Origin of the sequence: Cellulomonas sp. 73-92, assembly GCF_001898175.1 — a bacterium.
Classification (GTDB): domain Bacteria; phylum Actinomycetota; class Actinomycetes; order Actinomycetales; family Cellulomonadaceae; genus Cellulomonas.
Map to the genome: position 1 here is coordinate 119,041 of NZ_MKTH01000012.1, position 25,504 is coordinate 144,544.

A 25,504-nucleotide genomic window follows, 5' to 3' on the forward strand; every position below is an offset into this window, starting at 1 on the left:
GACCGTGCGTTCCGACGTCCGGAAGGCACGGTCTCGGTGAGCAGGTGGGCGCTCGCGAGAGGTGGGGTCGCGACACGCCCACGCGCGTCACGGAACCGTGACGACCGCGCCCCTACCGTCGTCGTGTGCCTCAGATCGCAGCACCGGTGGCACTCGTGCTCGCCGGGCTGTGGCTGGCGTACCTGGTGCCGTACAAGCTGCGGCACCGGCAGCAGCTGCTCGAGTCGCGGGTCGACGACCGGTACTCCGAGGCGCTCCGTGTGGTCGCGGTGACCAGGCGGGCGCCGAAGGCCGGCATCGGCCCGCGGGGCGGGCGCACGGTGGGCCGGCTCGGCCCGGCGCACGCAGGGACGACGGGGCTCCTCACCCCGGGCAGAGGGCTGGTGGTCACGGCCACCGGCGGGACAGGAGGCGAGACCGTGGACCGACCCCACGCCACCCCGGAGCGCATCACGGCCGAGGCCGCCCGCCGTGCCGCCCAGACCCGCGCGGCACGTGCCGCCGCCTCCGCTCGTCGTGCCGCAGCGGCCCGCCGTCGTGCGGTGCTTGCCGTCGTGCTGCTCGTCGCCGCCGTGGGCGGCTGGACCGCTGTCGGCCTGGTTCCCGTCGCCTCGATCGCCTTCGGCCTGGCGCCCACCGCGCTGCTGGGTATGGTGCTCGTCGCCGGCCGCCGCGCGGTCGTCGCCGGCAAGCGGAACGACGAGGCGATGGCGCGCCAGATCGTCGAGGCGGATGAGCTCGCGGCCAGGCCGCGGTCCGGCGTCATCCGGACCGTCGCACCGGCCGCGACCGCCAGCCCCTCGGGCGCCACGCCCGTCGCGCCGGCGAGCGCCACCGCCGTGCCGACCGCCCCCGCCGTCACCGCGCCCGTGCGCGCCTCCGTCAAGGGCAAGGCCGGCCAGACGCCCAGCCGCTTCGCCACCGAGTCGCACTCGACGCCTGTGCCCAAGGTCACCGGCCGCGCCGTGCGCCCGTCCGAGGACAACACCGAGGTGTTCCAGGCGATCGTCGCCGATCGCGGCGAGAAGGGTGTCGCGGCGCGGCACGCCACCGGGGCTGTGCCGGTGGTGCCGGCGGCCTCGTCGTCCACCGCGTCCGACGAGGCGGGCGACCGCGACGGCTGGGCGCCGGTGCCGGTGCCGCGCCCGACCTACGCCATGAAGCCCGCTGCCCCGCGACGCGAGCCGGTCCCCCTCGGCGAGGTCGAGGGCTCGACGACGGCGCGCGCCGCCGCGGAGCCTGTCGTGGCACCCGCGGACGACGAGCTCGTCACGCCCCAGCCACCGGCCGAGGTCTCGGCGAGCATCGACCTCAACGCGGTGCTCGCGAAGCGTCGCGCGGCGGGCGAGTAGCCGGCTGGCGGTCAGGGCACCCCCTCGTGGGGTGCTAGTCTGATCGCCGCCGTTCGGGGCTGTGGCGCAGTTGGTAGCGCGTCTCGTTCGCAACGAGAAGGTCGCCGGTTCGAATCCGGTCAGCTCCACCGACAGGGCCTCTGGTCAGGGCGAAAGCCCGGTCCGGGGGTCCTTCTCGTTCTTCGCTCCGGCTCAGCGACGGGCCGCTGCGCCCCCTCTTTGATCTCGGTGTGACACGGGCCAGGGTTGCTTCACGCCCGGCGGCAGCCGCAGAGCTGGCGAGAGCACGTCCTACGGGCCCGAACCACCGCCGACGAGCCGCCACTGGCCGTCCGTCTGCTGCTTGAGGTCGTAGAACCAGGTGTTCACCCCGTCGTGCATCGAGGCGTCGGCGCCCGTGACCGTCAGCTCGATGGGGAAGATCGCCTCCCCGGTGCCGGGAAGTGCCGCCTGGCCGGGTTCCGTGTAGGACAGGACCTTCAGGGCCCCGCAGAGCTCGCCGTTTCCGACGACGAAGGTGGACGTGGCCAGCTTGTGTGTGGTCTGGCAGTCGCCCGCCTTGAGGGCCTTGAGGTAGTCGGACAGAACGGTTCGTGCGTCGGCCCCGGCAGACGGTAGTGCGACGGGCGCATGCGGAGCGCTCGCGCAGCCGGCCAGGAGGCCCAACGCGAACGGGACGGGAAGGGCGCGGCGTCCCCACATGAGCGTGAGTATGGCGGGCCGCGCGCAACCCCGGGGCCGAGTTGCACGCGATCCGCGTCTGCGACGTGGAAGGACGACCCGAAGCGACCACCGACACCGGCGGGTATTCGTCATGGCGTCCGGGCGGCGATCCACGGACCGGTGCCCTCGGACGTGTCGACGATGCCGTCCTCGACCCATCGCAGCCGGCCGGCGAGCACGGCGCGGGTCAGCCGGCCGTCGGACGCGGCGGTGGGACCGCGCAGGCCCCGGAACAGCTCGTCGACCCGGACGCGGGACTGCGCGCAGAAGGCGTCGGCCAGCGCGAGGGCCTCGCGGCCGCGGGCCGGGTCGTCGTGCCGCATGGCGACGGCCCGGGTGCACACGGCGGACATGGCGAACAGCTCGGCGCCGATGTCGACGATGCGACCCAGCACCACCTGCTTGCGGTCGAGGCGGGCGCGGTAGCGGGCCATCGCGTAGAAGGTGTGCCGGGCCAGCGCGCGGGAGGACCGCTCGACGAACCGGACGTGGCGGGCCAGCGGGCCGAAGTCACCGTAGGCGGTGGGGCGGGAGCCCTCGCCGGTCAGCAGGGTCGGGAACCAGCGGGCGTAGAACCGGCTGGCGCCGACGGCCGCGCGCGCCTTGGCCCCGAGGGAGGCGTCCCGCGAGGCGAGGTCACCGGCGGCGGTCAGGTGGGTGTCGACGGCCTCCCGGGCGATGAGCAGCCGCATGATCTCCGACGAGCCCTCGAAGATGCGGTTGATGCGCATGTCCCGCAGCAGCTGCTCGGCGCCCACCGCGCGCTCGCCGCGCGCCGCCAGCGAGTCGGCGCTCTCGTAGCCGCGCCCGCCGCGGATCTGCACCAGCTCGTCGGCCACGCGGCAGCCCATCTCGCTGGCCCACAGCTTGGCCAGCGCCGCCTCGATGCGCACGTCCTTCTGGCCGGCGTCCGCGAGCCGCGCGGACAGGTCGAACACCGACTCCAACGCGAACGTCGTGGCCGCGATGAACGCCAGCTTGGCGCCGATCGCCTCGTGCTCGCCCACCGGCCGGCCCCACTGCACGCGCTCGGCGGACCACTGCCGGGCGATGGTCAGCGCCCACTTGCTGCCCCCGGCGCAGATGGCCGGGATCGACAGCCGACCGGTGTTGAGGGTGGTCAGCGCGATCTTCAGGCCCTCGCCCTCGCGGCCCAGCCGGTTGGCGGCCGGCACCCGCACCTGCCGGAACCGGGTGACGCCGTTCTCCATCCCGCGCAGGCCCATGAACCGGTTGCGGTGCTCGACCGTGATGCCCGGGGTGGCGGCCTCGACGACGAACGCGCTGATGCCGCCGCGACGGCCCTCGTGCGGCGGCACGACCGCCATCACCACCAGCAGCTCGGCGATCGGCCCGTTCGTGGTCCACAGCTTCACGCCCTCCAGCAGGTACGCCGTTCCGTCGTCGGTCGGTGTCGCGGTGGTGCCGAGCCGGGCGGGGTCCGAGCCGACGTCGGGCTCGGTGAGCAGGAACGCGGAGATCGCGCCGGCCGCGCAGCGCGGCAGGTACTCCCGCTTCTGCTCGGGGCTGCCGAACATGTGCACCGGCTCGGGCACGCCGATGGACTGGTGCGCGGACAGCAGGGCGGCCAGGCTCGGGTGCACCGTGCTGACGAGCATCAGCGCCTTGCCGTAGTCGACGAGCGACAGCCCCAGGCCGCCGTACTCCTCGGGGATCTTCATGCCGAACGCGCCGATCCGCGCGAGCTCGGCGATCACCTCGTCGGGGACGTGGTCCGCGCGCTCGATCGCCGGGCCGTCGATGGTCCGGCACACCTCGCGCAGCGCCTGGAGGAACGCCGCGCCGCGCGCGGCCGCCTCCGGGTCGGACGCCGGGTAGGGGTGGACGAGCCCGACGTCGAACGCGCCGAGGTACAGCCCCTTGGCGAAGCTCGGTCGGGTCCACCCCTGCTCGCGGGCCGCCTCGGCGACCTCACGGGCCCTCCGCTCGCCCGGGGTGGGGGTCTGGTCCACGGCGACGCTGCTCATGACGAGCCTCCCGGGCGGGACCCGCACCGAACGGGCCAGCCGCTCGAAGCCGATGCTACGAGCGGCCGGGCGGACCTGCTCGCCACCGGCCGGGTCGGTGGCTCAGCGGTCGGGCGGAGGGGTGCCGCGGGTTCCTGGCGGGGCGGCCTTGGCCATGAGAGACCGCACCTGGACCCCGGGGAGCTTGCCCAGCTTGCCCGTGAGCGCGGACACGCGCTCGACGGAGGTGTCGACGACGACGGTGATGACGTTCACGCCACGCGCCGGGTGGGGAAGCCCGAGGCGCCCGATGATCCCGTCGCCGAACTGCGAGAGCAGGTCGTTGACCTCATCGACGGGGGCGACCGTGCGCTCCACGATGATCGACACCACGCCGAGTCTCTTCTCCACCGGACGCTCCCCGCGAATCAGCTGTGGTCTGGATCGATACGACGATGCTCCCAGCGTGATCGGGGTCACGCCCGGACATTTGTCCCCCGTCCGACGGTCCCGTTCAGCCGCAGAGCGTCGGTTTCGTCAGCGGGCCGGCCAGGCGCGACCACTCGTCGGCCGTCATCGTCAGCCCGGCGCGCGCCGGTGCGCAGACGGCCGCGGTGGCCGCCTGGGTCGTGAGGTCCCAGACGCGCACGGTCCGGTCCGAGCCGGCCCCGGAGACCTGCGACCCGTCGGTGGAGAACGCCACGCCGTACACCTCGCCGGTGACGCCCGTCAGCGACGCGTAGCGCTGCGGGGACGCGGGGTCCGCCACGTCCCACACGCGTACGGTGCCGTCCGTCATGCCGGCGGCGAGGCGGTGCCCGTCGGGGGAGAACAGGATGTTGGTGGCGTACCCGTCGGCCCACACCAGGGGCGCGCCGAGCGCGCGCGGGTGCGCCCTGTCGCTGACGTCCCACAGCCAGATCGTCTTGTCGTTGCCCGAGGCGGCGATCGTGCGCCCGTCGGGGGAGAAGGCCGCGGAGTAGACATACCCCTTCGGCCCGGTCAGCGGCCGGCCGACGAGGGCGGGGTGGGCCAGGTCGCTCGCGTCGAGCAGGTCCACGTGCCCGGACAGGACCGAGGCGACCAGGGTCGTGTCGTCGGGCGCGAACGAGACGGCGTACACGAACCCGCCGAGGTCACCGATCCGCCCGGTCGGCGCCGTGGGCAGCGCGCCGGACAGGTCCCACGTGGTGATGGAGGCGTCGTCGGAGGAGACCGCCATCCGCGTCCCGGTGCTGTCGAACGCCACCGCGTCCACCCAGTCCTTGTGGGCGGCGACGGCGCCGCGGTAGGTCGGCCGCGTCGGGTCGCTGACGTCCCAGAAGTGGACGTGACCGGTGGTGTCGCCGGCGACGACGAGGTGCAGCGGGTCGTCGATGCCGATGGCCCCGTCCAGGTGGGCGCCGCCGGGCGCCGGGGACACCGACAGCAGCCGGTGCCGCCCGCCGGCGGCGGCGTCCCACAGCCGCAGGCCGTCGGTCGTCGCCGTCGCGATGACGGAGGCACCGAACACACCCTGCCCAGGGATCGACGAGAAGCCCTGCAGGGTGGCGCCCGGGTAGCGCCACGTGCGCAGGATCCCGTCGGAGCCGGCCGAGAACAGGCTGCCGCCGTCGGGCGACCACGCGGCGGTCAGCAGCGTCGTCGGGTGGGTGAACGAGTCCAGGCGGACACCGGTGGTGGCGTCCCAGACCCACAGGTGCTGGTCCGAGCTCGCCGCGGCGATCGCCGTCCCGTCCGGGGAGTACGCCACGTGGTTGGTCCACGACGCTGGGCCCGTCAGCGTCAGACCCTCGGTCGGCGCGGCCGGGCGGTGCACGTCCCACAGGTGGACCCCGGCGTCGGTCGAACCGGCCGCCAGCGTCCCCCCGTCCGGGGAGAAGGCGAGGGACGTCACCTTCGTCGTCGCCGCCGGGAACGCGGCGCCGACCGGGCTCAGCCCGGAGGCGGTCAGCGACCACAGCGTGACGGAGGCCGCGGAGCCCGCCGCGGCCACGAGCGCGCCGGAGCGGTCGAGCGCCACGGCCTGCACGGTGCCCTTCGTCGCCGTGACCGTCTGGGCCTGCGACCAGCGACCGTCGGTGTCGCGGGCGAGCAGGTGGACGGTGCCGTCGGAGGCGCCGGCGACGATCCGGGAGCCGTCCGGGGTGAAGACGACGTCGTAGTAGGTCGCGCCGGCCGCCGGCGCCGTCGTCGCGACCCTGGTCGGCGAGGTCGGGTCGTGCACGTCCCACAGGCGGACCAGCCCGCCGTCCCCGACGGCCGCCAGCAGCGAGCCGTCGGGGGAGAAGGTCACCTGGTACAGGGACGTGTCGCCGGTCGTCATGCGCGCCAGGCGCCGCGGCTGCGGCCCCGTCGTCTCGAGCACCACCAACCCGTCACCGGTCACGGCCGCGAGCGTCGCCCCGTCGGGGCTGACCGCGACCGACGGCACGACGGCGTCGAGCGAGTCCGTGCGGGTCACCGGGTCCCGGCCGGAGGCGGACAGCAGGGCGCTGCGTGCCTCGACGGTCTCGGCGCGCTGGTCGGCGGCCACCGCGAGCTGCCCGGCCAGGGCTGGGTCCGTCGCGGCGAGCGACTCGGCCTGCACCGCCAGCTGGCGGGACACCGCGAGGTCCGTCTGGTGCTCACTGGCCCGGGCCTGGGAGGCCGACACCCCGGCCAGCGTCGCGGTCGTCGTCGTGAGCACGGCGAGCCCCGCCGCCAACGCACGCAGCCGCCAGGTGCCGCGGCGTCGGGCGTCGAGGCGGGAGCGTTCGGCGGCCCGCGAGCGGTCGAGGAAGTCCCGCTCACCGGCGCTCAGGTCCGGCGGGTTGGCGGCGTCCCGGACCCACCGGTCGGCGGTCTCCAGCGCGGCCCCCCGGTACAGCAGGTCCGGGTCGTGCTCCATGTCCTGCCAGCGCCGCGCCGCGTCGGTGAGCCGGCCGTGGACGCGTCGACCCTCCCGATCGGCGTCGAGCCATTCGCGCATGCGTGGCCAGGCCGTCAGCAGCGCCTCGTGGGCGATCTGCACCTGCCCCCGGTCGGACGTCAGGAGCCGCGCGGCGACGTAGGCGCTGATGACGGCCTGGTTCGCGGCGGCGAACTCGCGGGTGTCCGCGACGCGGCGGGTGTCGACCGTCCCGCCGCTGACGCGGACGAGCCGCAGGAAGGTCGCCTTCTCCACCGCCTCCGCCTCGGGCGTCAGCTGGTTGTGCACGGTCTCCGCGGTCTGCGCGATGGCGCCGGCCAGCCGGCCCACCTGCCGGTACTGCTCGAGGGTCAACCGCCGCCCGGAGGCCGCCAGCCACGTCACGTACAGCGCGTGCGACGCCAGCGGGAGGGCCCCCGCGTCCAGCCCGGCCCGGGTGGACGACCCGGCTGTCGCGTCCGCGATGAGGAGCTCGACGAGCCCGTCGTCCACCTCGACGCCGGCGACCCGGGCGGGCTCGACGACGACGCGTCGCAGGTCGTCGGTGCTCAGCGGGCCGACGAGCACCTGGGTGGCGGCCAGCCACGCCGCGAGCTCCGGCACCTGGACGGCGGCGTCGAAGAAGTCGGCGCGCAGCGCGACGACGACGACCGTGCCCTCGTCGTGCAGCCGGCCGAGACCGGCCACGACGGCGGTGACCTGGTCCTGCGCAACGTCGGCGGTGAACAGCTCCTCGAACTGGTCGACGACGAGCACGCCGCCATGCGCGAGGTCGGCCGGCTCGGGCACCACGCCGGTCGGATCCGTGCCCGGCGTGACCACCGTGACGGGGCGTCCGTCGGCGGCCAGGCGCGCCTGGACACCCGCGCGGAGCAGCGACGACTTGCCGGAGCCCGACGAGCCGACGACCACCACCGGGGTGCCGGGCGCGGAGGACAGCAGGCCGACCAGGTGGTCGGTCGCAGCCTCCCGGCCGAAGAACAGGGCCGAGTCGTCCGCCTGGTAGGCGCGCAGGCCGAGGTAGGGCGCCACGGCCGCGGCGGGCCGGGGGCCGGGCACCCGCCGCAGCCGGGTCACGGCGTCGAGCCATGCGGGTGCGGCCTCGTCGGGCACGGCCAGGACCGTCAGCAGCCCGGCGAACTGGTCGAGCGTCGCGAGGGGCGGCAGGTGCCGTCCGGAGAGGTAGCCGCCGACGGTGGCCAGCGGCAGTCCGCTGCGGCGTGCCACGTCACGCACGCTCAACCCCGACGCGAGCCGCAGCGCCGTCAGCGCGGCGCCCAGCTCCTCGCGGGTCCGGACGTCCTGGGGCGCGACCGCGGCGCCATCGCTGCTCGACACGTGCGTCCTCCCGGTCAGGTGGGGATGCGCGGCCGTGGAGCACCCGACCGCCGTCACCGTAGTGATGCCCTGGTTGCCTCGGCATCCGCGAACCGCCCGCTGAACCTGCCTCGGCGTGCTTTCACTCTCGCGGGTGATAGCGAGAGGGCGACGTGCCGGATCCGAAGGATGGCGCGCCCCGCGTCGGCCGCCGCCCCCGAACGGGGAAGTCCGAACGACGTCGAACGGGCCGGGACGTGCACCGGGACCCGGGCACGTGGATGACTAGGGACGCCCGGCGACGCGCTCGCGACCCGCCGGTACGACACCGCTCGCACGAGGAAGGTCCGGCATGTTCAAGGTCGAGGCGTCGAAGGTCCGCTCGGGGAACTGGCAGCTCGAGGCGAGCTGCGAGCAGGGGCACACCGTCTTCAAGGACCAGATGCACCCCCGTGAGTCCTACAAGTGCCCCTACTGCGGCCGCGACGTCTTCTGAGCGACCCATCCCGAGAGCGACAAGAGAGGAACTCCCGTGGCCGACTGGTCCGACGTCACACGGTTCGTGCACTCGCGCTACAAGGCAGAGGACGTCAGCGCATCGCTGATGAAGCTGCTGTTCAACACGGCCGGGCTTCGCTCGCAGATCGTGTTCCTCGAGCACGCGACGAACGACTCCGGCGCGCAGTGGGTGAAGGTGAACTCGCCGATCGGCACGAGCGCGGAGGTCGACGTCCGTCGCGCCGCCGAGATCGTCGCGGACATGCTCGTGGGCGGGATCGTCGTCAGCGGCGAGTACGTGTACGTCACGAACGCCATGCCGCTGCAGAACCTCGATGCCAACGAGATCATCGAGCCCCTCGAGCGCGTGATGTCCATCGCGGACAGCATCGAGGCCCAGCTTCTCGGCAAGGACGCCGTCTAGGGGCACGTGCCCATGGCGGCTGCGCCGCCGGTGCTCCGCAGGGGTGAGCATCGGCGGCCGCGGCCGGCCGTCGCACCGAGACCCGCCACCTCACGAGGAGCAGGACCACCGTGCCCACCCCGCAGAACCCGACGAGCAGCCAGGCGAACGCGCTGGCCGCCGTCGGTGTCGTGCTCGTCGTCATCGGGGGCTTCGGCGCCCGGGTCGGCACCACCGACATCGGCCGGTTCCTCGCCGACGTCGTCCTCCTCCTCGCCGGGGTGGCCGCGGTCGGGGCGTCCCTGCGCCTGCGCAGCCGCACGGACGAGCGGCACGCCGAAGGACGGCGGCTGACGAGCCAGCGGCTCGTGATCCGCTCGTCGCTCGACACCGCCACGCTGCAGGACGCGGTGGTGCGCGGACTCGGGCTGCCCTACGAGAAGCCGACCGCCGTGCCCGCCGAGCTCTTCCAGGGACGGATGAGTCCCGGACACGTGCAGCTCTGCTCGGGCACCACGGTCACGACGACGTTCACCGCCGCCATGCGGCTGGTGGCGAACGCCGACGGTGGTTGCACGCTCACCTACGAGGTCGAGCGCTGGACGTCGACCGGTGGCGTCGTCGCCGGGATCCCCCAGCTGAGGTTCCTGCGCCGCCGGATCGAGGAGGAGGCGCGGAAGGCCGACGCCCACGCCGTCGTGACGGTGGACACGACCCCCGAGCGGGTGCAGCGATGAGCGCCCCCGCGTCGTCGCGGGAAGCGTCAGCTGTCGCGGTGCAGGTACGTGATGAGCTCCGACCGTTTGTGGATCGAGAGCTTCCCGTAGATGTGCTGCACGTGGGTGTTCACGGTGTACGGGGAGATGAACAGCTTCTCCGCCACGGCTGACGCGCTGTAGCCCTGCCCGATGAGCGCCATGATCTCCCGCTCGCGGTCGGACAGCCGGAACTCCTCGGCCACCGCGTTGATGATCGCGACGAGCTCGGACTCGGCCTGCGGGCTGCGCGTCAGCTCCTCGATCTTGTACTCCTGGCGGACCATCGTGATGAGCAGGAACGCCATGAGCACGACGAGCAGCACGAACGTCGGCCGCACCAGGGTGGCGTGCCAGGCGGGCACCCGCTCGTACGTCAGCGCGAGCCCGTTGCCGGCGCAGATGCCGAACCGGATCGCGCTGCCGGACAGCGAGTAGGCGGTCGCCGGCGGCGCGTACCCCTTCTGCGTCAGGACGCCCATGTACATGGTGAGGAGGACCTCGAACACCGAGGAGATCGCCAGCGCCAGCAGGAACGCGACGGCGTCGAGCCGCTCGTCGGCCAGGTAGAGCACGCACGAGACCAGCGCGCACAGCAGCAGCCAGGGGTACACCCGGTAGGGCGAGCGGCTCCCGGGCAGCCGCTGCGCCAGCGCGAACACCAGGACGAGCGCCGCGCCGAGGAGGATGCCGTAGGTGAAGGCGTCCTGGATGGCGCCGAGCGACTCCCACGGCACGATGGCGACCGTGTAGTAGAGGACGGCCGAGGCCGCGAACGAGATGACGGAGACGGTCACCATCGTGCGGGTGCCCTGCGTCGCGGCCTTCGCCGGCAGCAGGCGCGGGTAGGGGCTGTCCGGGAGCGCCCGGACGTGGGCGCGCAGCAGCAGGCCGGATAGCAGGGGCAGCAGGCAGACGAAGGCGGGTGCGAACCACCCCGGGGCGAGGTAGGTCACGGCGACCGCCGCGAAGAGGAACCCGCCGTAGGTGGGCGCTACGCGGCCGAGCGTGAACCGCGCGTTCTGGCAGGCGAACCGCTCGCCCCACAGCAGCCACAGCACGCCGGCGCACGCGCCGACGACGAACGCCGCCGCGTAGGCCACCCACCGCGTGTGGACGGTCATCCCCACCGACGTCAGCACGGCCGTGCCCGCGGCGCCGAGCCCGGCCGTGGGCCAGACGACGATCGCGGTGGCCTCGAGGTGCCGCTTGCGGCCGAGCCTGCGGGCCAGCAGCAGGGGGACGGCGCCCGCGGCGGCGAGGGCGATGAGCCACGCGAAGGTGATCCGGTCGTCGAGCAGGAACGTCGTCGGGAAGGCGTTCGGGACGAACCACAGGCAGTAGTGCCAGGCCAGCACCGCCGTCAGCCCGAGGTACTTCAGGCGGGGACCGAGGACCACGGGAGTCAGCACGGCGCCGGTCGCTCCGCCTCGAGCGGTGGTCATCGCATCGTCCTCATACCCAGGTCGTCTCCGGCACGGCTGCCGCCGGAACGTCGGGGGGACCTGCGGCTCGCATCGCCCGGATCCGGCTACCGACTGGCTCCGTAGTGTGCCAGTCGGTAGCTGTGAAGACCATCACAAGAACCTAGTGAGGGCCTCATGGAAACTCATGGACTCGCGCTTCACGACGATCTGGGGATGCCTGGCGGCGGCGTCGGGGCGGGCCCTTCGGCCAGAGTGACGCCCCGGGGCGCCCCAGCCCCCTCACCGTGCCCCGCCGCTGGCCGACCGGGCGCAACCACCTCGAAGGAGTTTCGATGGCGAACTCGACGAGTGGGGAGAAGACCTACGCCGACCTCAGCTCGGGGCGGCGTTGGCTGATCCTCATCATCGCGAGCATGGGCAGCTCGATCATCTACGCCCCCGCGTACCTCAAGGCGGTGTTCTACGACCCGCTGCAGAAGGCGCTCGGCGTCACGAACACCCAGCTGGGCCAGGTGTTCAGCGCCTATGCGATCACCGCACTCATCTGCTACCTGCCGTCGGGCATCATCGCCGACAAGGTCCGGATGCGGACGCTCGCCTCGGTCGGCTTCATCTCCACGGCCGTCCTGACGTTCGTCTACGCGATGCTGCCGAGCATCGGGATGCTCTACGCCGTCTTCGTCCTCATGGGCATCACGACGATCCTCATCTGGTGGGGCGTGCGCTACAAGCTCGTCCGGCTCGTCTCCAAGGAGGACGAGTACCCGAAGCGGATCGGCGTCTCCTACGGCGTCTACGGCGTCGCCGGCCTGCTCATCGGCCTGGTGTCGACGGCGATCGTCGCGGCCGTCGGCGAGAACCTGGGCCTCGGCGTCTCGATCTACCTGTACTTCCTCGCCGGCCTCATCCTCGTGCTCGGCATCCTCTCGGCGCTGTTCATCCCGAAGTTCGCCGGTGAGATCAAGACCGAGGGCGGCTTCAGCCTGGTCGAGTTCGTGCAGGCGTTCCGCAGCCCGGTGGTCTGGATCGCGGCCGTCTCGCTCTTCTTCGTGTACTTCTTCTACACGGGCGTGACGTACACGACGCCGTACATGACCGGCATCCTCGGCGTGTCCCTGGCCGCGGCGACCGTCGTGGCGAACATCCGCAACTACGGCATCACGCTGCTGTCCGGCCCGGCCTTCGGGTGGGTCGCCAACCGGTTCAAGCCGTCGATCGTCATCGCGGTCGGCTCGATCGTCTTCATCGTCGCGCTCCTCGCGATGATGCTGCTCCCGACGACCGCGGCCGTCATGGTCATCGCCTGCGTCCTCGTCGTGCTGCTCGGCTTCATCGCGAACGGCGCCTTCAGCGTCGTCTCCGCGCAGCTGACCGAGGGCAAGGTGCCGCTCGCCTACTTCGGGGCGGCCACCGGCCTCCTGTCGATCATCGGCTTCCTGCCCGACACGTTCTCCAGCACGTGGTTCGGCTCGATCATGGACGCCCAGACCGACGCGGCCGGCAACGTCCAGGCGGGCGCCTACCACCAGATCTTCTGGATCCTCATCGCGTCCGCGGTGCTCGCCGCGATCGCGTCGCTGGGGCTGTACCTGTACCTGCGCAGGTCCCGGGCCGCGGCGCGGGACGAGGTCGCCGTGGCGGCCACCGCAGCGGTGTAAGGCGGTTCGCGGTGCCTGCACGGAACAAGCTGCCGGTCCTCGACCGGATCTCCGACCAGATGCGCGCGGTCCTCGACACGTCCGCCGAGCTGGCGCCGGACGCGTACGCGACCGACGCGGGCCTCGAGCAGATGCGAGCGGCCTACGGCGTCGAGCGGAGGTTCTGGAACGAGGGCGGGCCCACCATGGCCGAGACGATCGACACGACCGTCGCGACCGCGCACGGGCAGGTGGCAGTCCGCTGCCACCTGCCCCGCACGGGCGGCGCGCTGCCGGCGGTGGTCTACGTCCACGGTGGCGGGTTCGTGCTGGGCAACCTCGACACGCACGACCGGATCATGCGGGCGCTCGCCCACGAGTCCGGTGCGGCGGTGGTCGGGATCGACTACTCGCTGTCGCCGGAGGCGAGGTTCCCCGTCGGGATCGAGCAGTGCGCCGCCCTGGCGCGGCACCTGCTCGACTCCGGCGAGGAGTACGGGATCGACGGGACGCGGCTGGCGTTCGCGGGGGACAGCGGCGGCGCCGGCATGAGCCTGGCGGCGACGCTGCTCCTCCGCGACCAGGCCGACGCCGGACAGCCGCCGGTCGCGGTGGCCGCGCTGGCCCTCTTCTACGGGCTGTACGGGCTGCGCGACTCAGCGTCGCGGCGCCTGCTCGGCGGCCCCTGGGACGGGCTGACCACCGAGGACCTCGACTACTACCTCGGCTGCTACCTGGCCGACCCGGCCGACGCCGCCAGCCCGTACCTCGACTGCCTCGGCGCCGACCTCGGGCGGGGCGTGCCCCCGACGTTCCTCGTCTCGGCCGCGCTCGACCCGCTGCACGACGACAGCACGGCCCTGGCCGCGATGCTCCACGAGCACCACGTGATCTGCCACCACGAGGAGTTCGACGGCGTCCTGCATGGCTTCCTGCACAACTCACGCATGCTCGACGCCGCCGTCGTCGCGCTGCAGCACGGTGGCGCCTTCCTGCGGCGCGCGCTCGACGACCAGAACTAGCAAGGAGACAGGGAATGGACCTCACGCTCAGCGACGAGCAGCAGCTGCTGGTCGAGAACGTCCGCGAGCTCATGCAGCGGGAGAGCTGGGAAGCCTATTTCGCCGAGTGCGACAAGAACCACCAGTACCCGCAGCGCTGGGTGAAGGCCCTCTGCGACCTCGGCTTCGACCTCATCATGCTGCCCGAGGAGCACGGCGGTCTGAACCTCGGCCTGGTGACGCTCACCGCGGTGTACGAGGAGCTGGGCCGCTGGGGCGCGCCGACCTACGTGCTGTACCAGCTGCCGTGCTTCGACACGATCCTGCGGGAGGGCACGCCCGAGCAGGTCGACAAGGTCCTGGCCTACGTCGGCACCGGCCAGCAGATCTGGAACTCCGCCTGCACCGAGCCGGGGGCCGGCTCGGACGTCGGCAGCCTGCAGACCACGTACACGCGGCGCGACGGGAAGATCTACCTCAACGGGCACAAGACGTTCATCACGTCGTCCATGCACGTGCCGTACCTGGTGATCATGGCCCGCAACGCCGACCAGCCGGACCAGTTCACCGAGTTCTTCGTCGACATGTCCCTGCCGGGCATCACCAAGGAGCCGCTGGACAAGCTCGGCCTGCGGATGGACTCCTGCTCCGACATCTACCTCACCGATGTCGAGCTCGAGGAGAAGGACGTCTTCGGCACCGAGGGCAACGGCTTCCGGCGCGGCATCGCGGACTTCGACTTCGAGCGGTTCCTCGTGGCGGCCTGCGACTACGGCACGGCGCTGTGCGCGTTCGAGGACGCGGCGCGGTACGCGAACCAGCGGGTCCAGTTCGGCAAGCCGATCGGCCGGTTCCAGCTCAACCAGCTGAAGTTCGCCGAGATGGCGATCCGGATCGACTCGATGCGCAACATGCTCTTCGAGACCGCGTGGCACTACGACACGGACGGCATGACCTCCGCATCGGCCGCGATGTGCAAGTACCACTGCGCGAAGGCGTCCTTCGCCGTCGTCGACGACGCCATGCAGGTCATGGGCGGCGTGGCGGTCGCGGGCGACCACCGCATCCAGCGCATCTGGCGTGACCTGCGGGTGGACCGCATCAGCGGTGGCACCGACGAAATGATGATCCTCACCCTCGCCAAGGGTGTCCTGCGTCAGTACCAGTCCTGAAGGGCGAGGGGACGATCGTGGCCATTCCCAGCACCAAACCACAGTTCGGCGTCCTCGACGACGTCCGTGTCGTGTACTCCGCGATGGAGCTCGCCGTCCCCAAGGCGGCCAGCCTCATGGCCGACTGGGGTGCGGACGTCACGTGGCTCGAGAACACCGGCGCCGGCGACACCATCCGCGACACCCCGTGGATCAAGGAGGCCGAGCGCCGCAACCAGCGCTCGGTGGCGCTCGACTTCTTCGCGGAGGAGGGCCGCGAGGTCCTGCTGAAGATGCTCGGCGAGGCCGACGTCTTCATCGAGTCGAGCAAGGGCGGCACGTGGAGCAAGCGCGGCCTGACCGACGAGGTGCTGCGCCGGGACAACCCCGAGCTCGTCATCGTGCACGTGTCGGGCTTCGGCCAGACCGGCGTGCCCGAGATGGTCAGCCGCGCCGCCTACGACCTGACGGTCATGGCGTACTCGGGCTACATGAGCCAGAACGGCACACCGGAGCAGCCGATGAACCCGGGGCCGTACGCGGGCGACTACTTCAACTCGCTGATGATCCTTGGCTCGACGCTGGCCGCGCTGCACCGGGTCGGCCGGACGGGCGTGGGCGAGTCGGTCGACGTCGCCATGTACGAGACGTTGCTGTCGATCGGCCAGTACTACCTCGTCGACTACCTCAACGCCGGCATCGTGTGGCCCCGGCCCGGGGCGCGGAACCAGAACCTCTGCGCCATCGGCGAGTACCGGTGCAGCGACGGCTTCATCGGGCTGTGCGTCTACGGCGTCCCGCAGAACAAGTACCTGCTCGAGACGATCGGGCTCGGCCACCTGTGGGGCTCGGGCGACTACCCGGAGGACTGCAGCGCGCTGTGGCTGTCCAGCTCGCACGCCCGCGAGATCGAGGCGGCGCTCGAGACCTGGCTCGCGACCCGCACGGTCGCCGAGGTCGAGAAGGACTTCTCCGCCCACCGGATCGCGGCCCAGAAGGTCATGGAGTTCGCCGACCTCGTCGCCGAGCCGCACCTGGAGGCGCGCGGCGTGTGGCAGGACTGGCAGGCCGCCGACGGCCGCACGTTCAAGGGCCTCGGCGTCTTCCCGAAGTTCGGCCGGGACCCGGGCCAGGTGTGGCGCCCGATGCCCGAGCAGGGCTACGACACGGCCGACGTCCTGAGCCGGCTCGGGTACTCGCCCGACGAGATCGCGGCGCTGGCCGGGGCCGGCACGGTCAAGATCGTGCAGGTGCAGGCATGAAGGTCGTCGCCTGCCTCAAGGCCGCGCCGGAGGCCGAGGACATCGGCACCCGGCCCGATCGCACGCTCGACCTCGACAAGGCCGCCTGGAAGATCGGGACGTACGACCTCAACACCATCGAGGCGGCGAGGGTGCTCGCCGACGAGACCGGCGGCGTGGCCGTCGGGCTCTCGGTCGGGGGCCCGGCGTTGGCGAGCTCGAAGCTCCGCAAGGACGCGCTGTCCCGCGGCCTCGACGAGTTCGTCGTCGTGTCCGACGAGGCGTTGGCCGACCTCGACACGTTCCAGACCGCCTGCGTGCTGCGGGACGCCCTCGCCGGCATCGACGGCGTTGATCTGGTCCTCGTCGGCGCGGGCTCGTCCGACGTCTACGCCCAGCAGGTCGGCAACGAGCTCGGCGCGCTCCTGGGCGTCGCCACCCTCAACGGGGTGAACAAGGTCACCCCGGCGGGCGACCACCTCGTCGTCGAACGGCCGCTCGAGGACGCCGTCCAGGTGATCGAGGTCGGGCTGCCGGCCGTGCTGAGCCTGACGTCGGGCATCAACACCCCGCGCATCCCCGGCATGCGGGACGTGCTGGCCGCGGGCAAGCGGCCGACGACGGAGGTGTCGGGCCTGTCGGCCCCCGCCCCGTCGACCGATCGGACGTCGCTGCTCGCGGTGGAGCAGGTCGAGCGTGCGCACCGTGTCGTCGACGGCGACACCGCCGACGTCGTCGCGCAGCTCGTCGACTACCTGAACTCTGTGGGAGGTGCCCGATGAGCCTGGGGAACGCCTGGGTGGTCCTGCCGAACCCGGCCGCCGCGGCCGGCCTCGCGCGCGGTGCGCGGGGGCTGGCCGACGAGGTGAACGCCGTCGTGGTCGGCGCGGACGCCGCGCTGCCGGGGGCCGACCTGACGGTCGCCGTGCCGGCGCCGCCGGTCGGTGCCCTCGCCGAGGGCTACGCGGCCTCGATCGCGGAGCTGCTCCAGGCGCGCGGTGCGCAGATCGTCCTGCTCGGCGCGGACGTCTCGTCGCGGCTGCTGGCCGGCCTCGTCGCGGCGCGGTTGGGCACCAGCGCGCTGACGGTGCAGGGCGTGGCCGTCGAGGGCGACGGCCTCGTCGTGTCACGGACCGCGTACGCCGGCCTGGCGACCACGACCGAGCGTCCGGCCGGCTCGCCGGCGGTGCTCGTCGTCGCCCCCGGCGTGCTGCCTGCGCAGGAGGAGGCCGGTGCGGGCCGTGTCGAGCACGTCGACATGGCGCCCGCGCCGGAACCCCTGCGCGTCGTCGAGGTGCGTCCCAAGGCCGGTGAGCCCGTCAACCTGGCCGCGGCGACGCGCGTCGTCGGGGTCGGCCGCGGGTTCGCCGACGAGGCGGACCTGCGGCTGGCCCGCGAGCTGGCGGCTGCGCTCGGCGCCGAGCTCGCGTGCAGCCGCCCGCTTGCCGAGGGCCTGGGCTGGCTGCCGACCGAGCGGTACGTCGGGGTCTCCGGGGCGACGATCCGTCCCGACCTCTACCTCGCCGTGGGCGTCTCGGGCCAGGTGCAGCACATGGTGGGCGTCAACCAGGCGAAGGTCATCGTCGCGATCAACAAGGACAAGAACGCGCCCGTGTTCGGCCAGGCCGACCTCGGCGTGGTCGGCGACCTGTACGACGTGCTGCCCGCGCTGACGAACGCCCTGGCGCGCTAGGCGTCCGGACCCGAGCGTGAACGACATCGCCACCGGCCAGGACGTGGCCTCGGTCTGGGCCGGCACGGTCCGGACCTGTGGCGACCGTCCGTTCCTCGTCTGGCTCGGCGCCGACGGCGCACGTCAGGAGCTCTCGTACCGCGAGTTCGACGAGCGGATCAACCGGGCCGCGAACGCCCTCGCCACCCTCGGCGTGGGCGTTCGCGACCTGGTCGCGGTGCAGCTGCGGAACAGCCCCGACTTCGTGGTGTACCTCTTCGCGCTGGCCAGGCTGGGCGCCGTCACCGTGCCGATCGCGCTGTGCGCCGGCCCGGCCGAGGTGTCCCGGATGGCGGCGGCCTGCTCGCCGGCCTGGACGATCGTCGACGCCGGCTGCGCGCGGGTCCACCGGGAGCTGCGCCGCCGCGCCCCGGCGGCCACGCCGCTGCTCGTCGTGGGCGGTACCGGGCCCGACGACGACGCGGTCGACCTCGACGCGGCCTGCGCGAGCGCGTCGCCGCTGCCCCCCGCCGCGGCGCCGGTCGACTCCGGCGCGCTCGCGGAGCTGCTCTACACCTCGGGGACGACGGCGGAGCCCAAGGGCGTCATGGTCACCCAGGCGAACCTCGTCTTCTCCGGCCAGTACGGGGTGTGGGAGACCGGCCTGCGGCCGGACGACCGGCTGTTCACGCCGATGCCGGCGTGCCACTCGAACTTCCAGATGGCGGCCCTCATGCCGGTCGTCGTCGCGGGCGCGTGCCTGGTGCTCGCGGAGGCCTACTCGGCCAGCCGCTTCTGGCAGCAGGTGCGCGAGAGCGACGCCACCGTCATCCAGATCATCTCGATGATCGTGCGGACCCTGCTGCTCCAGCCGGCGGACCCGCGCGACGCGGAGAACCGGGTGCGGGAGGCCCTGTTCTTCATGGGGCTGAGCGACGCCGAGAAGGACGCCTTCGAGCGGCGGTTCGGCGTCCGGCTCCTCAACACCTACGGGTCCACCGAGTCGATCGGCTGGGCCTTGACCGACCCGCCCGTGGGGGAGCGCCGGTGGCCGTCGGTCGGCCGGCCCGGGCTCGGGTACGAGGTGGGCATCTTCGGTTCCGGCGGGCACGAGCTGCCGGCGGGCCAGGTGGGCGAGATCCGGATCAAGGGCACGCCGGGCACCTCGATCATGGCCGGCTACTACGGCAACCCGGCGCAGACGCAGCGCGTCCTGCTGCCGGGCGGCTGGTTGCGCACGCACGACCTCGGCTACCGCGACGCCGACGGCTGGTTCTACTACGTCGGGCGCGACCGCGACGTCATCAAGCGGTCCGGTGAGAACATCTCGACCGCCGAGGTCGAGCAGGTCCTCACGGCCCATCCCGAGATCGCCGAGGCCGCCGTCATCGGCGTGCCCGACCCGATCCGCGACGAGGCCGTCAAGGCGTTCGTGCGTCGCGTGCCCGGATCCGCCCTCACCGTGCAGGACGTCGTCGACCACTGCCGGCACGAGCTGATCGAGTTCAAGGTGCCGAGCCAGGTCGAGTTCGTCGACGACTTCCCGCGGACACCCAGCATGAAGATCGAGAAGCGGCTGCTGCGCCAGGCGATCCCTGCCACGCCGCGTCACAACGAAGTGGAGAGGTAGATGGCACCGATCAACCGCATCAAGACCGAGATGGTGGGTCAGAGCTTCGGCCCGTTCGTCCGCGACTACACGTTCCGGGACCTCGAGCTGTTCGCCCTCGGCTGCGGTGCCGGGATCGACGGCAGGAACGACCTGCAGTACCTCAACGAGCACGACGAGCGGGACCCGCGCCTCGCGGTGCTGCCGATGTTCGGGGCGATGCTCATCGTCGACTCCGAGGTGACCCGGACCATCGACTACGGCTACAACTACGCCGGCTCGCTGCACTGGGGCTTCGACCTGCGCATCCACCAGCCGATCACGAAGATGTCCGGGCACCTGGAGACCACGGTGCGGCTCGCGGGCCTGTTCGACCGCGGCGAGGGAAAGGGCCTGCTCGCCCAGCACGTCGGCGACACGTACGACGAGGAGGGCAACCTCCTGCTCACCAACGAGAGCTGGGACTGCCTGATCTACGACGGCGGCTGGGGCGGCCCGGCGGCGCCGAAGGACGTCGTGGACATGCCCGACCGCGCCCCCGACCGCGAGGTCGTCGAGACGATCCCCGAGAACCAGGCGCTCCTCTACCGCCTGTCCGGCGACTACCACCCGCAGCACATCGACTGGGACTACGCGGCGGCCAACGGCGAGCCCCGGCCGATCCTGCACGCCATCAGCTACGCCGGCGTGGTGATGCGGCACGCGATCGCCGAGTTCATGCCGGGCGAGCCGGAGCGGCTGACGCGGTTCAAGACCCGGATCACCTCGCCGGTGCACCCCGGCTCGACGCTCACCACGCAGCTGTGGCAGGTCGGGGACCACGAGCTGCGGTTCCGCCTCGTCGACACCGACGCGCCCGAGGCGAAGCCGCACCTGAACTGGGGCATCGTCGAGTGGAGGTAGCACCGGCGGGCGTGCGCGCCCAGCGGACCATCGACGACGTCGAGATGAGTCCGTTCCTGCGGAAGATCGTGCTGTTCTCCAGCGGCGGGTCGTTCCTCGACGGCTACGCCCTGTCGATCATCGGCGTGGCTCTGGTGCAGCTCGGCCCCGCGCTGGGGCTCACCGCGACCGACCAGGCCATGATCGGCGCGGCCTCGTTGGCGGGCATCTTCGTCGGCTCGATCCTCGCCGGCCGGCTGACCGACGGCCTCGGGCGCCGCACGATGTTCATCCTCGACGTCACCGCGATCGGGGCGACCTCCCTCGCCTCGGTCTTCGTCGCCTCGCCGTGGCAGCTGATCGTGCTGCGCCTGCTGCTGGGCTTCTTCGTCGGCGCGGACTACCCGATCGCCACGTCGCTCATCACGGAGTTCGTGCCGAGGCGCGCGAGGGCCACGGGCATGGGCGTGGTGTCGATCGCGTGGTACGTCGGGGCGACCGCGGCGGCCTTCGTCGGGTTCGCGCTCGTCGACGTCGCCTCCGGCTGGCGCTGGATGCTCGGCAGCGCGGCGCTGCCGTGCGTCTTCCTGCTCGTCGGCCGCCGCGACATCCCGGAGTCCCCGCGGTGGCTGGCCCGCCGGGGCCGCATCGAGGCGGCGCGCGCCACGGTGCACCGGGTCTACGGCGAGGACGTCGAGCTGGACGACGAGCAGCCGGTGACGACCCGGTTCGCGGCGGTGTTCCGCGCGGGCTACGCCCGCCGGGTCGTCTACCTGGGCGTGCTCATCCTGTGCCAGGTCGTGCCGATGTACGCGATGTACACGTTCGGCCCGCAGATCCTCGAGGCGTTCGGGCTCGGCTCGGACCGGATGTCGATCCTCGGCGAGGCGCTCATCAGCGTCTTCTTCATCGTCGGGAGCATCCCGGCGATGTTCTGGCTGAACTCGCTCGGGCGCCGGCCGCTGCTCATCGGCAGCCTGGCGCTCATGGCGGTCGGCCTGCTCATCCCCGGGGTGGCGCCGGCGGCACCGGCGGTCGTGGTGGTCGTCGCGTTCGGGATCTACGCCTTCTTCTCCGGCGGCCCGGGCATCCTGCAGTGGCTGTACCCGAACGAGCTGTTCCCGACCGAGGTCCGCGCCACGGCGGTCGGCGTGGCGATCGCGATCAGCCGCATCGGGGTCGTGGTGTCCACGTACGGGCTGCCCCTGTTCCTGGCCGCGTTCGGGGTCGGCCCGACGATGCTCGTCGGCGCCGCCCTCCTCGTGGTCGCCCTCGTGTGGTCGATCGTCGACGCGCCCGAGACCCGGCACCTCACCCTCACCGAGGCGAGTGCCCTGACACCGAGAGAGCAAGGGAGGCAGTGATGGCGGACTTCGACGCGATCGTCGTCGGATCGGGCTGTGCGGGGCCGGTCGCGGCCTACGAGCTCGCCCGCGCCGGCAAGAGTGTGCTCGTCGTCGAACGTGGGACGTTCGCCGGGGCGAAGAACGTCTCCGGCGGGCGCCTGTACACGCACGCGCTGCGGGCGGTGTTCCCGGACTTCGCGGCCGAGGCGCCGCTGGAGCGCCGCGTGGTCCGCGAGCGGATCTCGATGCTCGCGCCGGAGGCGAACGTCACCGTCGACTACACGGACGACCTGCTGCGCACCGAGCGGGCCGAGTCGTACACGGTGCTGCGCGCCCGGTTCGACCCGTGGCTCGCGGGCAAGGCCGAGGAGGCCGGCGCCGAGTACGTGACGGGCATCGCCGTCGAGTCGTTGCTCAAGGACGGCGCCCGCGTCACGGGCGTGCGGGCCGGCGACGACGAGATCACCGCGGACGTGGTGATCCTCGCCGACGGCGTGAACTCGCTGCTCACCCCCCAGGCGGTCGGCGCGGCGCGGCCGGCGCTCGGCCAGGTGGCCGCAGGCGTCAAGCAGGTGATCGAGCTGCCGGAGCGGACCATCAGCGACCGGCTGATGTGCGCGGACGACGAGGGCGCCGCGTGGCTGTTCGTCGGCGACGCGACCCACGGCCACGTGGGCGGCGGGTTCGTGTACACGAACCGGTCGTCGCTGTCCGTCGGCGTCGTCGCGACCCTGTCCGACCTGGTGACGGCCGAGACGCCGATCTACCAGATGCTCGAGGACTTCAAGCGCCACCCGGCGGTCGCGCCGCTGCTCGTCGGGGGCGAGGTCGTCGAGCACTCCGGCCACCTGGTGGCCGAGGGCGGGTTCGACGCCATGCCGCCGCTCGTCGGCGACGGCGTCCTGCTCGCGGGCGAGTCCGCGATGATGTGCATCAACGCCGGGTACACGGTCCGAGGTATGGATCTCGCCATCGCGGCCGGCCAGCTCGCCGGGCAGCAGGCCGCCGCCGCCCTGTCCGCCGGCGACACGTCGGCCGCCGGGCTCGCGGGCTACCGCACGGCGCTCGAGGAGAGCTTCGTCCTGCAGGACCTGCGGACGCTGCGCACGTTCCCCGGGTTCATGGAGCACGCCACCCGGCTGTTCGTCGACTACCCGGCGATGGCCCGCGACATGTTCCGCCAGCTGTTCGCGGTCGACGGCACGCCCGTCCGGCCGCTGCGCACAACCCTGCCGCCGCTCGCGAAGCGCGTCGGGTACCTCAACCTCGCCCGCGACGTCTGGAAGGGAGCGAAGGCGCTGTGACACAGCTCAGGCCGATCACGGTCAACGTGGACGCCTACCTCGGCCGCAACAAGTACGAGGTGGACGAGGGCAACCCGCACATCGAGCTCGTGGACCACGCCGACCCGGAGACGTTCGGCCGACTGGTGCGCGCGTGCCCGGCGGCGCTGTACAAGGTCGACGCCGAGGGCAACCAGGTGTTCGACTGCGCGGGCTGCCTCGAGTGCGGCACCTGCCGCATCGTGGGCTCCGGCACGGTCGTCGCCCGGTGGAACTACCCCGGCCCGACGATGGGGGTCGAGTACCGCTACGGCTGACTCGGGGTGCCGTCCGGGGTTGCTGCCGTTACCGTCCAGGCAAGGACAACGGCGGTCCGAGCCCCTGGGGAGGGCGAGATGACGGTCTGGCAAGTCTTCTGGCTGATGGTCGAGGCGTTCTTCTTCGTCGCCTACCTGGTGATCCTGTTCCAGATCGTCGGTGACCTCTTCCGCGACCGGCAGCTGTCCGGCGGGGGCAAGGCGCTCTGGCTCCTGCTCCTGCTGGTGCTGCCGTGGTTGGGGGCGCTGATCTACCTCGTCGCGCGCGGCCGGGGGATGACCCAGCGGGCGCAGGCGACGTTCGCCGAGCGCCGGGCGGAGGCCGACGAGTACATCCGCACCACCGCCGGCACGTCGCCCGCCCAGGAGATCGCGGCCGCGCAGCAGCTGCTCTCGAGCGGGGCGATCACGCCGGACGAGTTCGCGCGGCTCAAGGCCAAGGCCCTCGCGACCGTCTGATCGCGTCTCGGGTACCTGACCGAAGGAGCCCGCGATGCCGGTCGACCGGCTCGTCCCCTCCTGGTACGCCCGCGTCGACGTCCGGGCCGGCGAGCCCGGTGACGCCGAGGCGATCGGCCTGCCGGTCCGCGCGGGCGGCCCGGTCCCCGGCGCGGTCGGGGCCGACCTCTTCGCGCTCGAGAAGGGCGGCTTCTCCCCGACCGTCGGGGCGGCGCTCGCGGTGCCGCACGACGACGGGCCGGCGATCGTCGTGCTCGGCGTCGGCATGCCCGACGGCCTGACGGCCGCGATCGTCCGACGGGCCGGCGCCGCCTTCGCCCGGGCGGTGCCGCACGACGGGCGGCTCGCCGTCGCGGTGCCGAGCGGGCCCGGTGTGACGGCCGGCGAGGCGGCGGCCGCCCTGGTCGAGGGCGTGCTCCTGGCCCGCCACCGGTTCGACCTGCGCTCGGCTCCCGTCTCGGCCGACCCCGCGCCGGTGACGTCGCTGGTGCTGGTGCCGGGCGCGGGCGACGAGGCGGCCGTCGCGGCGGGCGCCCGGCGCGGCCTGGTCACCGCCCGCGCGGCGCTGCTGAGCAGGGACCTGGCGGCGTGCCCGGCGGCGATGCTCACGTCGGAGGCGATGGCCGACGTCGCCCTGGAGGTCGGCACCGACGCCGGACTCGAGGTCGAGGCCACGGACCGGGCCGGGCTCGCGGCGCTCGGCTGCGGCGGCCTGCTCGGCGTCAACCGCGGCAGCGCGCGCGAGCCGCGCATGGTGCGGCTGACCTACGCACCACCGGGCGAGCCGGCCGGCCACCTCGGGCTCGTCGGGAAGGGCATCACCTACGACGCCGGTGGCATCAGCCTCAAGGCATCCGACGAGGCGCACTCGCAGATGAAGAACGACATGACGGGCGCGGGGGCCGTGCTCGCCGCGATGGCGGCGCTGCCGGCGCTGGGCTGCCGCGCGCACGTGACCGGGTGGCTGATGTGCACCGACAACATGCCGTCCGGCGCGGCGCTGCAGCTCGGCGACGTGCTGACCACGCGCGGCGGCACCACGGTCGAGGTGCTCGACTCCGACGCCGAGGGCCGGCTGGTGATGAGCGACGCGCTGGTGCTGGCGGTGGAGGCGGGCATGGACGCGATCGTCGACATCGCCACGCTCACCGGCGCGTGCCTGCGGGCGCTGGGCACCGACGTGGCCGGCGTCATGGGCAACTCCCCGGCGGTCGTCGGCGCGGTCCGGGCGGCGGGGGAGCGGGCCGACGAACCGGTGTGGGAGCTGCCCCTCGTCCCGTCGTACCGAGCGCTGCTGGCCTCGCCGATCGCCGACATGAGGAACGTCGGCGGCCCGCACGCCGGCGCCATCACCGCGGGGCTGTTCCTCGAGCACTTCGTCTCGGGGACGCCGTGGGCGCACGTCGACATCGCGGGCACCGCCCAGGCCGCGTGGCCCTCGGGCTGGGTCAACGCGGGCCCGACGGGCTTCGGCGCGCGCCTGCTCGTCGAGCTCGCGACGGCGTTCGAGGCCGGGTCCCTCGGGGGCAGGCCGCGCGGGAGCGCCGGCTGAC

22 protein-coding genes and 1 tRNA gene are annotated in these 25,504 nt (G+C 72.8%); 18 read left to right on the forward strand and 5 right to left on the reverse strand.

Annotation, left to right across the window (positions count from 1 at the left end; all coding sequences use genetic code 11):
* The first annotated feature begins 125 nt into the window (after nt 1-125).
* Both BGO37_RS06350 and BGO37_RS06355 read left to right on the forward strand, forming a co-directional pair.
* On the forward strand, nt 126-1,352 hold the full coding sequence (locus tag BGO37_RS06350; RefSeq protein WP_291753190.1) for a hypothetical protein: 1,227 nt from the start codon (nt 126-128) through the stop codon (nt 1,350-1,352).
* Nucleotides 1,353-1,407: 55 nt separating this feature from the next.
* A tRNA-Ala gene (locus tag BGO37_RS06355) sits at nt 1,408-1,480 on the forward strand.
* 163 nt (nt 1,481-1,643) lie between these two features.
* Here the strand turns inward: BGO37_RS06355 and BGO37_RS06360 are convergent.
* From BGO37_RS06360 to BGO37_RS06375, 4 genes are all read right to left on the reverse strand, one after another.
* The gene (locus tag BGO37_RS06360; protein ID WP_291753192.1) at nt 1,644-2,054 is read right to left on the reverse strand and encodes a hypothetical protein; all 411 of its coding nucleotides are present in this window, start codon (nt 2,052-2,054) and stop codon (nt 1,644-1,646) included.
* A gap of 110 nt (nt 2,055-2,164) precedes the next feature.
* On the reverse strand, nt 2,165-4,063 hold the full coding sequence (locus BGO37_RS06365) for an acyl-CoA dehydrogenase family protein (RefSeq protein ID WP_291753196.1): 1,899 nt from the start codon (nt 4,061-4,063) through the stop codon (nt 2,165-2,167).
* Nucleotides 4,064-4,165: 102 nt separating this feature from the next.
* Complete coding sequence (locus tag BGO37_RS06370) at nt 4,166-4,453, reverse strand: TM1266 family iron-only hydrogenase system putative regulator (RefSeq protein ID WP_291753198.1); 288 nt, start codon at nt 4,451-4,453, stop codon at nt 4,166-4,168.
* 103 nt (nt 4,454-4,556) lie between these two features.
* A complete protein-coding gene (locus BGO37_RS06375; protein WP_291753200.1) occupies nt 4,557-8,291 on the reverse strand; it encodes a helix-turn-helix domain-containing protein in 3,735 nt (1,244 codons plus the stop codon).
* 331 nt (nt 8,292-8,622) lie between these two features.
* Here BGO37_RS06375 and BGO37_RS06380 point away from each other — a divergent pair, with 331 nt between their 5' ends.
* From BGO37_RS06380 to BGO37_RS06390, 3 genes are all read left to right on the forward strand, one after another.
* Nucleotides 8,623-8,766 carry a hypothetical protein gene (locus tag BGO37_RS06380; RefSeq protein ID WP_291753203.1) on the forward strand — a complete coding sequence of 48 codons (144 nt, stop codon included), beginning with the start codon at nt 8,623-8,625 and terminating at the stop codon, nt 8,764-8,766.
* A gap of 36 nt (nt 8,767-8,802) precedes the next feature.
* Nucleotides 8,803-9,192 (forward strand): hypothetical protein, encoded by a 390-nt coding sequence (locus BGO37_RS06385; RefSeq protein ID WP_291753206.1) that lies wholly within the window; start codon nt 8,803-8,805, stop codon nt 9,190-9,192.
* 110 nt (nt 9,193-9,302) lie between these two features.
* Nucleotides 9,303-9,908, forward strand: a complete 606-nt coding sequence (locus tag BGO37_RS06390; protein ID WP_291753208.1) for a hypothetical protein — start codon at nt 9,303-9,305, stop codon at nt 9,906-9,908.
* Nucleotides 9,909-9,934: 26 nt separating this feature from the next.
* Here the strand turns inward: BGO37_RS06390 and BGO37_RS06395 are convergent, their stop codons facing one another.
* Nucleotides 9,935-11,371, reverse strand: a complete 1,437-nt coding sequence (locus tag BGO37_RS06395; RefSeq protein ID WP_291753210.1) for a helix-turn-helix transcriptional regulator — start codon at nt 11,369-11,371, stop codon at nt 9,935-9,937.
* Between the two features lie 314 nt (nt 11,372-11,685).
* Between BGO37_RS06395 and BGO37_RS06400 the strand changes: the two genes are divergently transcribed.
* From BGO37_RS06400 to BGO37_RS06460, 13 genes are all read left to right on the forward strand, one after another.
* Nucleotides 11,686-13,011: a nitrate/nitrite transporter gene (locus tag BGO37_RS06400; protein WP_291753213.1), complete on the forward strand. Its 1,326-nt coding sequence runs from the start codon at nt 11,686-11,688 to the stop codon at nt 13,009-13,011.
* Between the two features lie 11 nt (nt 13,012-13,022).
* Nucleotides 13,023-14,012: an acetyl esterase gene (gene aes, locus BGO37_RS06405; RefSeq protein ID WP_291753215.1), complete on the forward strand. Its 990-nt coding sequence runs from the start codon at nt 13,023-13,025 to the stop codon at nt 14,010-14,012.
* Between the two features lie 14 nt (nt 14,013-14,026).
* Nucleotides 14,027-15,163 carry a crotonobetainyl-CoA dehydrogenase gene (gene caiA, locus BGO37_RS06410; RefSeq protein ID WP_291753217.1) on the forward strand — a complete coding sequence of 379 codons (1,137 nt, stop codon included), beginning with the start codon at nt 14,027-14,029 and terminating at the stop codon, nt 15,161-15,163.
* Nucleotides 15,164-15,180: 17 nt separating this feature from the next.
* Entirely contained in the window at nt 15,181-16,404 is a 1,224-nt protein-coding gene (gene caiB / locus BGO37_RS06415; RefSeq protein ID WP_291753219.1) for an L-carnitine CoA-transferase, read from the forward strand.
* Nucleotides 16,401-17,165, forward strand: a complete 765-nt coding sequence (locus BGO37_RS06420; RefSeq protein WP_291753221.1) for a hypothetical protein — start codon at nt 16,401-16,403, stop codon at nt 17,163-17,165. The genes caiB and BGO37_RS06420 overlap by 4 nt, the downstream gene beginning before the upstream one ends.
* Entirely contained in the window at nt 17,162-18,076 is a 915-nt protein-coding gene (locus BGO37_RS06425; RefSeq protein ID WP_291753223.1) for an electron transfer flavoprotein subunit alpha/FixB family protein, read from the forward strand. The genes BGO37_RS06420 and BGO37_RS06425 overlap by 4 nt, the downstream gene beginning before the upstream one ends.
* Before the next feature lie 16 nt (nt 18,077-18,092).
* Nucleotides 18,093-19,685, forward strand: coding sequence for an AMP-binding protein (locus tag BGO37_RS06430; RefSeq protein WP_291753225.1), 1,593 nt, complete (start codon nt 18,093-18,095; stop codon nt 19,683-19,685).
* Nucleotides 19,686-20,567, forward strand: coding sequence for a MaoC/PaaZ C-terminal domain-containing protein (locus BGO37_RS06435; RefSeq protein ID WP_291753227.1), 882 nt, complete (start codon nt 19,686-19,688; stop codon nt 20,565-20,567). It abuts the gene before it with no gap.
* Nucleotides 20,568-20,578: 11 nt separating this feature from the next.
* Nucleotides 20,579-21,910, forward strand: coding sequence for an MFS transporter (locus BGO37_RS06440; RefSeq protein ID WP_291753229.1), 1,332 nt, complete (start codon nt 20,579-20,581; stop codon nt 21,908-21,910).
* Entirely contained in the window at nt 21,910-23,196 is a 1,287-nt protein-coding gene (locus BGO37_RS06445) for an FAD-dependent oxidoreductase (RefSeq protein WP_291753231.1), read from the forward strand. The genes BGO37_RS06440 and BGO37_RS06445 overlap by 1 nt, the downstream gene beginning before the upstream one ends.
* Nucleotides 23,193-23,492 carry a ferredoxin family protein gene (locus BGO37_RS06450; protein WP_291753233.1) on the forward strand — a complete coding sequence of 100 codons (300 nt, stop codon included), beginning with the start codon at nt 23,193-23,195 and terminating at the stop codon, nt 23,490-23,492. The genes BGO37_RS06445 and BGO37_RS06450 overlap by 4 nt, the downstream gene beginning before the upstream one ends.
* A gap of 78 nt (nt 23,493-23,570) precedes the next feature.
* Nucleotides 23,571-23,951 (forward strand): SHOCT domain-containing protein, encoded by a 381-nt coding sequence (locus tag BGO37_RS06455; RefSeq protein ID WP_291753234.1) that lies wholly within the window; start codon nt 23,571-23,573, stop codon nt 23,949-23,951.
* Between the two features lie 34 nt (nt 23,952-23,985).
* A complete protein-coding gene (locus BGO37_RS06460; RefSeq protein ID WP_291753236.1) occupies nt 23,986-25,503 on the forward strand; it encodes a M17 family peptidase N-terminal domain-containing protein in 1,518 nt (505 codons plus the stop codon).
* Nucleotide 25,504: the final 1 nt, after the last annotated feature.